The organism is Janibacter corallicola NBRC 107790, assembly GCF_001570965.1.
Classification (GTDB): domain Bacteria; phylum Actinomycetota; class Actinomycetes; order Actinomycetales; family Dermatophilaceae; genus Janibacter; species Janibacter corallicola.
This window is the reverse complement of record NZ_BCSR01000032.1, coordinates 21,103-32,732: the sequence shown is the minus strand read 5'-3', so window position 1 is coordinate 32,732 and position 11,630 is coordinate 21,103. Positions and strand designations below refer to the sequence as shown.

The window sequence follows — 11,630 nt, the reverse complement described above, 5'->3', positions numbered from 1 at the left end:
CGGTCGAGGCACCGGCATCCGGTGCCTCGACCGCGGCGGAGGCACCCTCCGCCGGCGGGGCCTCCTCGGTTCCGGCGGCCGGCTCCTCGAAGCGGCGGGCCAGGCAGTCCGTGAACTGGGCGAGCAGCTTGTCCGAGACGTCCTGCATGACCCCGCGACCGAACTGGGCCGGCTTGCCGGTGACGTTCAGGTCCGTCGTCACGTCCACCCGGGTGCCCGAGCCATCGCCGGTCATCGCCAGGACCACCTCGGCGCCCGCGGTGCCGTTGCCCCGCTTGTCCCGACCCTTGGCGTCGATGACGGCCCGGTGGGCGGACTCGTCCTTCTCGGTGAAGGAGCCGCTGCCCTTGTAGACCATCGCGATCGGCCCGAGCTTGACCTTGACCGTCCCCGAGAAGGAGTCGCCGTCGGCCTCCGTGAGCGTCGCTCCCGGGAAGCACTCCGCGACCTTCTCGAGGTCCATCATCGTCGACCACACCTCCTCGACCGGTGCGTCAACGGTGAACTGGTGTTCCAGATCCATGTAGTCATCCCTCCACTGCTGCGAGGACTGCCCGACGGGTCAGGACCCCCGCCAGGTGCTTGCGGTAGTCGGCGGCGCCATTGAGGTCGCTCGGTGGCTCGGTACCCTCCGCGGCCGCGGCGGCCGCCTGGCCGACCACGTCCGCCGACGGCGACTGGCCGACGAGCGCCCGCTCCACCCCCTTCGCCCGAAGGGGGGTGGAGCCCATGTTGGTCAGCCCCACCCGGGCATCGGCGATGGCCCCGTCCTCGACCTTGACGGTCGCGGCGACGGCGACGATCGACCACTGCTGGGCGACCCGGATGAACTTCTCGTAGTGCGCTCCCCACCCGGTGTGCTTCGGGATGCGGATGTGCGTGAGCAGCTCGTCCTCGCCGACCGCGGTCTGGAAGAGGTCGACGAAGAAGTCCTCCGCCGCCACGGTGCGCGAGCCGTTCGGCCCGGCGACGACCAGCTCCGCGTCGAGCGCCAGCACCGCGGTTCCCACGTCGCCGGCAGGGTCGGCGTGCACCAGGGCACCGCCCACGGTCCCGCGGTGGCGGACCTGCGGGTCGGCCACCTCCTCGAGGGCGCGGGCCAGCAGCGCCGCGTGCTCCCCGACGAGCGGGTGACGCATCACGTCGTGGTGGGTGGCCATGGCCCCGACGACGAGGGTGTCTCCCTCCTCGGAGACCTCCCGCAGGTCGGCGATCCGACCGAGGTCGATGACGGTCTCCGGCGAGTTCATCCGCAGCCGCAGGATGGGCAGCAGGCTCTGCCCGCCGGCGAGGACCTTGCCCTCGTCCCCGGCCTCGGCGATCGCGGCGAGCGCCTGCTCGACGGACTCCGGTGCGACGTAGTCGAACTGGGACGGGATCATGACGCAGCTCCTTCCGAGCCGGACTGGATCGCTCGCCACACCCGCTCGGGGGTGGCCGGCATCCGGATGTCGTTGACCCCGAAGGGCCGCAGGGCGTCCACCACGGCGTTGATGACTGCCGGGGTGGAGGCGATGGTGCCGGCCTCGCCGACGCCCTTGACCCCGAGCGGGTTGTCCGTGGACGGGGTCACGGTCCGGTCGGTGTCGAAGTGGGGCAGGTCCCCCGCCGAGGGCAGCGTGTAGTCCACGAAGCTGCCGGTGACGAGGTTGCCCTCGTCGTCGTAGACGGCCTCCTCGAAGAGCGCCTGGGCGATCCCCTGGGCGAGCCCGCCGTGCACCTGCCCGTCGATGAGCAACGGGTTCACGGGGGTGCCGACGTCGTCGACGCAGGCGTACTTGCGGATGGTCACGTGGCCGGTCTCGGTGTCGACCTCGACCGCGCACAGGTGGGTCCCGTGCGGGTAGGAGAAGTTCACCGGGTCGTACGTGGCCTCCGAGTTCAGCGTCGGCTCCATGCCCTCCGGCAGGTCGTGCGCGGTGAAGACCGCGAAGGCCGTCTCCTCGATGGTGACCGACTGGCCGGGTGCGCCGGCCACGGTGAAGGCGCCGTCCGTGAACTCCAGGTCCTCCTCGCTCGCCTCGAGCTGGTGGGCGGCGACCTTCTTCGCCTTCTCGATGACCTTGTCCACGGCCTTCATCACGGCGACGCCCCCGACGGTGAGGGACCGGGACCCGTACGTGTCCAGGCCCTTCGGTGCCGAGGCGGTGTCGCCGTGGATGATCTCGACGTTCTCGAAGGGGACGCCGAGCCGGTCCGCGACGATCTGGCTGAAGCCGGTCACGTGGCCCTGCCCGTGCGGGCTGATGCCCGTGACGACCTCGACCATCCCGGTGGGGAGCATGCGCACCGAGGCGCTCTCCCAGCCCCCGGACCCGAAGTCCAGCGAGCCGAGGACACGGGAGGGCGCCAGCCCGCACATCTCCGTGAAGGTCGAGATGCCCAGACCCAGCTGGACGGGGTCCTTGGCCTCGCGGCGGCGGGCCTGCTCGGCCTTCAGCCCCTCCCAGTCCGCGAGCTCGACGGCCCGGTCGGTCGCCGCCTCGTAGTTGCCGCTGTCGTAGGTCAGGCCGGCGACGGTGGTGAACGGGAACTGCTCGTGGGCGATCCAGTTCTTGCGCCGCAGCTCCAGCGGGTCCATCTCCAGCTCGGCGGCGAGCTCGTCCATGATCCGCTCGACCGCGTACGTCGCCTCCGGCCGGCCCGCGCCGCGGTAGGCGTCCGTGGGCGCCTTGGTGGTGAAGACGCCGTCACAGGTGAACCGGTAGGCGCCGAAGCGGTATATCCCGGGGAACATGAAGGCCCCGAGCACGGGGATGCCCGGGGTGATCATCCGCAGGTAGGCGCCCATGTCGGCGAGCAGGTGGATGTCCAGCCCGGTCACCTCCCCCTCGCGGGTGGCGGTGATCGTCACGTCCTGGATCTGCCCACGACCGTGGTGGGCGGCCTCGAGCGTCTCCGAGCGGGTCTCGGTGTACTTCGCGGGGCGCCCGAGCCAGCGGGCGACGAGCGTGGTGATGACCTCCTCGGGGATGATCGTGATCTTGCCGCCGAAGCCACCACCGACGTCGGGCGCGATGACCCGGATCTTGTGCTCCGGGATGCCCAGGGTCATCCCGAGCATCGTGCGCAGGATGTGCGGGATCTGGGTGGTCGACCACATCGTGATCGCGTCGTCGCTGGGTTGGACGAGGATCGAACGCGGCTCCATGAAGCCCGGGCTGAGGCGCTGCTGGACGAAGCGCCGGGACACCGTCACCTCGGCGTCCCGCTTCGCGTCGTCCATCGAGCCCCCGGAGCCGGCCTCCGCGGAGTCGAAGACCCACGTGTAGGACGTGTTGGTACCGGCCGACTCGTGGACGAGGTCGGCCCCGTCCTTGACGGCCTCCTCCAGGTCGAGCACGGGCGGCAACGGCTCGTAGTCGACCTCGATCTCCTCGAGGGCGTCGACGGCCTCCGCGGCCGAACGTGCGGCCACGACGGCCACGGCGTCACCGGCGAAGTTCACCTGGTCGACCGCCACCGAGGGCGCTCCCGGGTTGACCATGTCGGGGGTCACCGGCCAGGCGCACGGCAGGTCGCCCTGCTCCGCGGCGAAGTCCTGTCCGCTCCAGGCGCCGAGGACCCCGGGCGCGCTACGGGCGTCGGAGACGTCGATGGAGGTGATCTTCGCGTGGGCCATCGGGCTGCGCAGGATGGCCAGGTGGACCATCCCGGGCAGCGTCATGTTGTCCACGTAGGTGCTCTGCCCCGTGGTGAGGTGACGGTCCTCCTTGCGGGTGCGGGAGGTGCCGATCTCGTGGCTGGGCTGCTCCTCGACCGTCGTCATGACCGCTCACCCCCCGCCACCTGCTGGACCGCCCGGACGATGTTCTGGTACCCGGTACAGCGGCAGAGGTTGCCCTCGAGGCCGTCGCGGATCTCGGTCTCGCTCGGGTCCGGGTTGTCCCGGACGAGGTCGACCGAGGCCATGATCATCCCCGGCGTGCAGTAGCCGCACTGCAGCGAGTGGCAGTCGTTGAAGGCCTGCTGCATCGGGTGCAGCTCACCGCCGTCGGCCAGTCCCTCGATCGTCGTGACCTCGTGGCCGTCGGCCTGGACCGCCAGCACCGTGCAGGACTTCACGCTGCGCCCGTCGAGGTGGACGGTGCAGGCACCGCAGTTGCTGGTGTCGCACCCGACGAGGGTCCCGGTCTTGCCCAGGGTCTCCCGCAGGTAGTGCACCAGCAGTGTGCGTGGCTCGACGTCGTCGGTGTACGTGACACCGTCGACCTGGACACTGATTCGGGTCATCGTCGACTCCTTGTGTTGGTGGTCCTTCAGCTCATGCGTGACTGGCGCTCGGCACGTTGCGTTCGGGGTCTCCGGGAGAGTCGACCCGACCAGTGGTGTGGATGGGGCCGCTCAGGCTGCCCAGCGGCTCCCCGCCGCCGCCCCACCGGCCGGCGATGATCTCCGCGGCGATGCTCACCGCGGTCTCCTCCGGGGTGCGGGCCCCGAGGTCGAGGCCGATCGGGCTGGAGAGACGGGCCAGCTCCTCCTCGGTCATCCCCGCCTCGCGCAGTCGCTCGAGGCGGTCCTCGTGGGTGCGGCGCGAGCCCATCGCCCCGATGTAGCCGATCTCGGGCACACGCAGGGCGATCTCCAGCACCGGCACGTCGAACTTCGGGTCGTGGGTGAGCACGCACACGACCGTGCGGGCGTCGATGGCGCCCTCGTCCAGCTGCCCCCGCAGGTAGCGGTGCGGCCAGTCCACGACCACCTCGTCGGCGTCGGGGAAGCGGGTCGCCGTGGCGAAGACCGGCCGGGCGTCGCACACCGTGACCCGGTATCCGAGGAACTTCCCGATCCGGGCGCACGCGGCCGCGAAGTCGATCGCCCCGAAGACGAGCATGCGCGGTGCCGGCGCGTGCACCGAGGCGAAGACCCGCATGCCCTCCCCCCTTCGCTGGCCGTCCGGCCCGTAGGTGAGGGTGTCGCTGTGCCCGGAGGCGAGCAACCCGCGGACGTCGTCGAGCACGGCGTGGTCGGCCCGGTCGCTCCCGATCGCCCCGGAGTGGTCCTCGGGGTGGATGACCATGCGACGGCCGACCCACGCGGGGTCGGGGTGCTCGACCACCGTGGCGAGCGCCACCGGTCGGCCGGCCTCGATCTCCTCGGCGATCGTGGCCAGCTCGGGGAAGGTGTCGCGGGAGACCTTCTCGACGTAGACGTCCATGATCCCGCCGCAGGTCAGGCCCACGGACATCGCGTCGTCGTCACTGATGCCGTAGCGGTGCAGCTGCGGGCTCCCGGAGGCCAGGACCTCCTCGCCGACCTCGTAGACGGCGCCCTCGACACAGCCCCCGGAGACGGAGCCGACGGCTTCACCGTCCGGGCCGACGAGCATCGAGGCGCCCGGTGGCCGCGGCGAGGAGCGCCAGGTGGCCACGACGGTCCCCAGCGCGACGTCCTTCCCGTCGCGCCACCATGCCAGCAGCTGGTCCAGGACCTCACGCACTCCACTGCCTCCGGGGATGGTCGGCCGGCGCCGATGTCGGCTTGATGTCTGGATCATCTGACATCCCGGCACTCAGGGCAAGGGGTGCGGGTGGTCCACGTCCTCCCCGGAGGCCAGATCGGTGCAGTCGACGGACCGGACGGGGTGGGTCGCCAGATGGTCCCGGGCGCCCTTGTCACCAATCGCCGTGTGGCAGACGGCCGCCCAGTGCTCGGATCCCATGAGCACGGGGTGTCCCGGGCGACCTGCGAAGATCGCACGTGCGAGCGAGGACCGGCCGTCCCAGCCGCACCTGCGCACCCGATCCACCACGTCGGCACCGATGTCGGGCAGGTCGACCAGGGTGACCAGGGCGGCCTCGACCGACTCCCCGTCGAGCGCCGCCAGCCCGGCGCGGAGGGAGGCGCCCATGCCCTGCTCCCAGTCCCGGGCGAGGACGACCTGCACGTCCTGCCCGCGGAGCAGCTCCCGGGCCGGCTCGTGGCCGGCGCCGAGCACGACGAGCACCGGGGCGCAGCCGCCGTCGGCCAGGGCGGTCACCGCCCGCAGCAGCCAAGAAGTGCCGTCCGGGTCGTGGACGAGCGCCTTCGGCCGCCCCATGCGGCGCCCCGCGCCGGCGGCCAGGAGCAGGCCGGCCACCTGACCCATCGCTCAGACGCGGTCGAAGGTGGCCGGGTCGGGTCCGAGGCGTCCCCCCGCCCCGCGGTCCAGCTCGCTGATCCGCTCCATGTCCCGGTCGGTGAGGGTGAAGTCGAAGACCTGCGCGTTCTCCCGCATCCGCTCCACGTGCGTGCTCTTGGGGAAGACGACGTGGCCGAGCTGGAGGTGCCAGCGCAGCGTGACCTGCGCGGGGGTGCGCCCGAGGCGCTGCGCGATGTCCCCGATCGTCGGGTCCTCGGCGACCTGGCCCTTGGCGATCGGCGACCAGGCCTCGAGGAGGGCACCGGCCGCGGCGGTCGCCTGCCGCACCGGCGAGTTGCCGAAGAAGGGGTGGACCTCGACCTGGTTGACGGCGGGGACGAGGTCGGACTCGCGGCCGAGCCGCTCGAGGTGCTCCGGCTCGAAGTTGGAGACGCCGACGGAGCGGGCCAGGCCCTGCTCGCGCATCTCGACGAGGGCCTGCCAGGTGGAGACGAAGTCACCGTCGTAGCGGGTCGGCAGCGGCCAGTGGATGAGGAAGAGGTCGACGTGGTCGGTGCCGAGCTTCTCGAGGGTCTCGGCCATGCTCCGGTGGGCGTCGTCGGGCAGGTGGTTCGAGTTGTTCAGCTTGCTCGTGAGGAAGATCTCCGAGCGCTCCAGCCCCGACTCGCGCAGCGCCTGCCCGACACCCTCCTCGTTGCCGTACATCTGCGCGGTGTCGATGTGCCGGTAGCCGACCTCGAGGGCCTGGCGGACGACGCCGGCGGTCTCCTCGGGAGGCACCTGGAAGACGCCGAAGCCCAGCTGCGGGATGGTGTGGTCGTCGTTGAGGGTCAGTGCGGGAACGTCCATGTCCTCACCTTGGCACAGCGTCCGCGGTGGCGCCTCACCCCTCGAGCTGCCCGGCGAGCAGCTCCAGCCCCTCGGTGCCGAGGACCTCCCGGGGCAGCAGCGGCACCTGCACGATCGGCAGGTCCGGCAGCTGCGAGCGAAGGGAGGCGAGGTGTTCCTCCTCGACCGCCCGGCGGGACGCCAGCAGCTCCCCCGACCCGGCGGGCGAGCGCTTGTTGACCACGAGCGCGCCCACCCGCATGCCGGAGCGCTCGAGCTGCCCGTGCAGCTCGACGGTCTCCAGGACGGGCAGCCGCTCGGCGGCGAGCACGATGACGAAGGCGGAGCGGGCGGGGTCCTGCAGCTGCTCGCGCAGCATGCGGAAGCGGCTCTGCCGCCGGTCGAGGATCGCGCGGATCTCGGCATCGCGGCGTTCCCGCCGGTCCCGGGGCCGGGGCGCACCGACGACGTCGGCGGCCGCGCGCTCGCCCTGGTCCCCACCGAGGCCGCGCAGCGCGGCGCCGAAGCCGGCCGAGCGCTCCTGCCGGCGCAGGAGCCCGTCGGTCCAGGCCTGCATCAGCTCCGGCAGCGCGATGAGCCGGGAGGTGTGCCCGGACGGCGCGGTGTCGACGAGGACGAGCTCGTCCGCACGACGCGCCCGGACCACCTCCGCGAGCCGCTCGAGGACGGCGGACTCGTGGGTGCCGGGGGCCTCGCGGGCCAGGTCGAGGTGCTTCTTGATCTCGCCGCGCAGGTGCTCGGGCATGAGCCGCTGCATGGTGTGGCGCACCGCGTCCAGGTGCTCCTCGGTCGTCGCTGCGGGATCGATCTCGAGTCCCCGCAGGCCGGGCTCCAGCTCGACCGGCTCGGGGCCGACGGGTCGCCCCCACAGGTGCCCGAGGTTGTGGGCGGGATCGGTGGAGACGAGCAGGACGGGGCGACCCGCGCGGGCGACGGTGAGCGCCAGTGCGGCGGCCACGGAGGTCTTGCCGACGCCACCCTTCCCGCCGACGAAGAGCACCTCGCGGCTGGCGCCGAGATCGGTGAGCAGCCCCATCAGCAGCAGGTGAAGTGGTCGAGCGGGCTGCGGTCCATCCCCATCCGCCGGTGCCAGTCGTGGACCTCGTCGTAGATGACCGGGAGCAGCTCGATCGTGTAGTAGCTCGCGGGGTTGGGCACGCCGAGGGCCTCGGCCAGGACGATGACCCGGAAGAGGTCGTCCTCGTCCTGGCGGGCACGGGCGAAGGTCTGCCGGTAGGGGCCCATGTAGGCATCGCTCACGCCGCGGGCCACGGCCCGCAGCCGCTCGCCCAGTCCGGTCACCGCCGGCCCCCGATCCGCTCGGCCTCCTCCGCGGCGATCTGCGCCAGCTCGGCGTCGTCGTCGCCGTCGTAGGAGCGCGCCCGGCGCATCGCGCCGACCGACTCGATGATGACCCAGACCGCCGCGATGAGGATGACGACGTCGAGCACGAGGAGCAGCCAGTTCTGGTCCCGGTAGAAGGTGCCCAGCTGGATGAAGAGCGCGTAGACGGTCACCGCGCCGACGAAGACGAGCGGGACCAGGGCCGGCAGGGGGCTGCGCCCGCGGCGCAGCAGCATGATCGCGATGATCGCGAGCGTCAGGGCGGCCATCAGCTGGTTCGTCGTGCCGAAGAGCGGCCAGATGAGCATGCCCCCGGAGCCGTCCGCGCCGGCCCCGAAGGTGAGGGCGAGCGCGATCCCGACGGCGAGGACCGTGGCCGAGGTCTTGCCGAGCGAGAAGCCGGCGACGTCGCCCATCTCCTGGACGACGAAGCGCTGCAGGCGCACGCCGGTGTCCATCGTCGTCGCCGCGAAGAGGATCGCGGTCGTGGCCATGATCGTCGCCGAGAGCGACTGCGGGAGGCCGAGGCCCGCCTCGACGATGGCGCCACCACCGTCGACGAAGGCGGTCACGCCCCCGTCGTTGAAGGCCTGGTAGACGTTCTCCCAGTCCGCGAGGGTGCGGAAGCCGGCTGTGGTCGCGATGATCGCACCGAGCGCGAGCAGCCCCTCGCCGACGGCCCCGAAGTACCCGACGAAGCGGGCGTCGGACTCCTTGCCCAGCTGCTTGGAGCTGGTGCCCGAGCTGACCATCCCGTGGAAGCCGGAGATCGCGCCGCAGGCGATCGTCACGAAGAGCAGCGGGACGAGCGAGGGCGTGCCCTCGGGGACGTCGGAGTTCCACGCCGGGGCGACGACGCCCGGGTGGGCGATGAGGACGGACCCGTAGAGGATGCCCAGGGCGATGAACAGCTGCAGGCCGTTGATGTAGTCCCGCGGCTGCAGCAGCACCCAGACCGGCAGCATCGAGGCGATGCCGGCGTAGACGAAGAGCAGGATGATCCACACCGCGTCGTCGGGCAGGCCCATGACGGTCTCCGGCAGCGCGAGCGGCACCTCGTTGCCGACCCAGATCAGCGCGTAGAGGGCGATGACGCCGACGACCGAGACGAGCGGCAGGTTCCACCGCAGCCGGTAGATCGCCTGGCCGATGAGGACGGCGACGACGAGGGCGCCCCACGTGGGGATGACCGCGGTCGGGGTGGAGATCAGCAGGCCCGCGATGACGACCGCGAAGGCCGCGTTGACCATGAGCAGCAGCAGGAAGATCACGACGAGGAAGAGGTTGCGTCCCCGGGCGCCGATGTAGCGGCCGGACAGGGCGCCGATCGACTGCCCACGGTTGCGGATCGAGGCCCACAGCGCGCCGAGGTCGTGCATCCCGGCGAAGAAGACGGTCCCGAGGGTCACCCACAGGAAGGCGGGCAGCCAGCCCCAGATGACGGCGACGGCCGGGCCGACGATCGGTGCGGCGCCGGCCACGGAGGTGAAGTGGTGGCCCCAGAGGACGTACTTGTTCGTCGGGACGTAGTCGACGCCGTCCTCGAACTGGTGCGCGGGGGTGGGTCTGGAGTCATCGAGGACGAAGACCTTCCCGGCGAGGTACCTCGAGTACAGGAGGTACCCGGCGATGATCATCACCACACCGATGCCTGCGAGCAGCAACGAGTTCACTTCGCACTTCCCTCCACCGTGACGTGTATCACGTCAGACTAATCACACCCGTCACTCCAGTGTCCAGCAATCACGCGCCGAACGGTGCCCTCGGATCGGTGGGTGGCGCCCCCTTCGCCGGGTCAGAAGAGCGCGCCGAGCTCCGCCGCGGACGGGCGCTCGAGGGCGAGGAGGCGGCGCTTGCGCTCCAACCCGCCGGCGTAGCCGGTGAGGGAGCCGTCGGCCCCGACCACGCGGTGGCAGGGGACGACGATCGAGACCGGGTTGGCGCCGACGGCCCGACCGATCGCCTGCGCCGCACCGCCGAGCTCGGCAGCCAGGCCCCCGTAGGTGAGGGTCTGCCCGTAGGGGATGCGGGCCAGGCGCTCCCAGACCCGGCGATGGTGCTCACCCCCGCGCAGCTCCACCGGCAGGTCGAAGTCGCGGCGCCGCCCCCGCAGGTACTCCCCGAGCTGGTCGGCCAGCGCCTCGAGGACCGGCTCCGCGCCATCGGTGGGCGGGCCGAAGGTCCTGGGGTCCGGCAGCGTCCAGTGCCCCGGGAAGTACAGGCCGACGAGGACGGTGCCGCGCCCGGACGCCTCGTCCAGGACCGCGGTGAGCTCGCCGATGTCGGTCGGGATCCGGGCGTGCCTGGTCATGGACACGATGATGGCGCACCCGTCCGATGGGTACCCTCGGCCGTCATGAGCATCCGCGCGTGGCAGGCCCAGCAGCTCGGCACCCCGGCGGAGGTCCTCACCCTCCGCGAGGCCCCCTCCCCCCGGCCCGGCGCCGGGCAGGTGCGGGTGGCGGTGCGCGCGAGCGCGGTGAACTTCGCCGACACCCTCATGTGCCGCGGCGAGTACCAGGTGCGGCCGGAGCCTCCCTTCGTCCCGGGGCTGGAGGTCTGCGGTGACGTGCTCGAGGTCGGTGAGGGCTTGACCCACGTGGCCGTCGGCGACCGGGTGCTCGGCGGGACCGCGGTGCCCCACGGCGGCTTCGCGACCGAGTGCCTCATGGAGGCGAGCAAGACCTTCGCGGCGCCGGCCGGACTCGACGACGCGGCGAGCGCCGCACTGATGATCGGCTACCAGACCGGGTGGTTCGGCCTGCACCGGCGGGCCGGGCTGCGCGAAGGGGAGACCCTCCTCGTCCACGCCGCCTCCGGTGGCGTGGGGTCGGCCGCCGTGCAGCTGGGGAAGGCCGCCGGCGCGCGCGTCATCGGTGTCGTCGGCGGGCAGGACAAGGTGGCCGTCGCGCAGCGGATGGGCTGCGACGTCGTCGTCGACCGCCGGTCCGAGGACATCATCGCCCGGGTCAAGGAGGTCACCGACGGCCGCGGCGCCGACGTCGTGTACGAGCCCGTCGGCGGCCCGGCCTACACCGCGAGCACGAAGTGCATTGCCTTCGAGGGGCGGATCGTGGTCGTCGGCTTCGCGAGCGGAACCATCCCCGAGCCGCGGCTGAACCACGCGATGGTCAAGAACTACTCGATCCTCGGGCTGCACTGGGGGCTCTACGAGCAGCACGACCCGCAGGCGGTGCGGGACTGCCACGACGAGCTGGTGCGCCTCGCCGACGCGGGCCGGATCGAGCCGCTCGTCGCGGAGCGGTTCGGCTTCGAGCAGGTGCCGGAGGCCCTGACCCGGATCGCCGGCGGCTCGAGCACCGGACGGATCGTCGTCGAGTCCGGCTAGGCCCGT

General features: G+C 71.9%; 12 protein-coding genes. 1 reads left to right on the top strand and 11 read right to left on the bottom strand.

Translation table 11 applies throughout. The annotated features are described in order from the left end of the window. From JCO01S_RS11425 to JCO01S_RS11375, 11 genes are all read right to left on the bottom strand, one after another. Positions 1-523 (bottom strand): SRPBCC family protein (locus tag JCO01S_RS11425; protein WP_169796946.1); only part of this gene is annotated, 523 nt, incomplete at its 3' end. A gap of 4 nt (positions 524-527) precedes the next feature. After that, a complete protein-coding gene (locus JCO01S_RS11420; RefSeq protein ID WP_068255525.1) occupies positions 528-1,382 on the bottom strand; it encodes an FAD binding domain-containing protein in 855 nt (284 codons plus the stop codon). Then, positions 1,379-3,769, bottom strand: a complete 2,391-nt coding sequence (locus tag JCO01S_RS11415; protein ID WP_068255521.1) for a xanthine dehydrogenase family protein molybdopterin-binding subunit — start codon at positions 3,767-3,769, stop codon at positions 1,379-1,381. The genes JCO01S_RS11420 and JCO01S_RS11415 overlap by 4 nt, the downstream gene beginning before the upstream one ends. Beyond that, a complete protein-coding gene (locus JCO01S_RS11410) occupies positions 3,766-4,233 on the bottom strand; it encodes a (2Fe-2S)-binding protein (protein WP_068255518.1) in 468 nt (155 codons plus the stop codon). The genes JCO01S_RS11415 and JCO01S_RS11410 overlap by 4 nt, the downstream gene beginning before the upstream one ends. A gap of 31 nt (positions 4,234-4,264) precedes the next feature. After that, on the bottom strand, positions 4,265-5,440 hold the full coding sequence (locus tag JCO01S_RS11405; protein WP_068255515.1) for an XdhC family protein: 1,176 nt from the start codon (positions 5,438-5,440) through the stop codon (positions 4,265-4,267). A gap of 72 nt (positions 5,441-5,512) precedes the next feature. Next, positions 5,513-6,088 (bottom strand): nucleotidyltransferase family protein, encoded by a 576-nt coding sequence (locus JCO01S_RS11400; protein WP_068255512.1) that lies wholly within the window; start codon positions 6,086-6,088, stop codon positions 5,513-5,515. A gap of 3 nt (positions 6,089-6,091) precedes the next feature. Continuing rightward, positions 6,092-6,931, bottom strand: a complete 840-nt coding sequence (locus tag JCO01S_RS11395) for an aldo/keto reductase (protein WP_068255509.1) — start codon at positions 6,929-6,931, stop codon at positions 6,092-6,094. A 34-nt stretch (positions 6,932-6,965) separates the two neighbouring features. Continuing rightward, on the bottom strand, positions 6,966-7,961 hold the full coding sequence (locus JCO01S_RS11390) for an ArsA family ATPase (protein WP_068255543.1): 996 nt from the start codon (positions 7,959-7,961) through the stop codon (positions 6,966-6,968). A 5-nt stretch (positions 7,962-7,966) separates the two neighbouring features. Next, positions 7,967-8,176, bottom strand: a complete 210-nt coding sequence (locus JCO01S_RS11385; RefSeq protein ID WP_068255541.1) for a cory-CC-star protein — start codon at positions 8,174-8,176, stop codon at positions 7,967-7,969. Positions 8,177-8,229: 53 nt separating this feature from the next. Further along, positions 8,230-9,948 carry a carbon starvation CstA family protein gene (locus JCO01S_RS11380; RefSeq protein ID WP_068255506.1) on the bottom strand — a complete coding sequence of 573 codons (1,719 nt, stop codon included), beginning with the start codon at positions 9,946-9,948 and terminating at the stop codon, positions 8,230-8,232. 122 nt (positions 9,949-10,070) lie between these two features. Further along, positions 10,071-10,586 (bottom strand): methylated-DNA--[protein]-cysteine S-methyltransferase, encoded by a 516-nt coding sequence (locus JCO01S_RS11375; protein WP_068255503.1) that lies wholly within the window; start codon positions 10,584-10,586, stop codon positions 10,071-10,073. 45 nt (positions 10,587-10,631) lie between these two features. Here JCO01S_RS11375 and JCO01S_RS11370 point away from each other — a divergent pair, with 45 nt between their 5' ends. Beyond that, positions 10,632-11,624 (top strand): NADPH:quinone oxidoreductase family protein, encoded by a 993-nt coding sequence (locus JCO01S_RS11370; RefSeq protein WP_218002267.1) that lies wholly within the window; start codon positions 10,632-10,634, stop codon positions 11,622-11,624. The last annotated feature ends 6 nt before the right edge of the window (positions 11,625-11,630 follow it).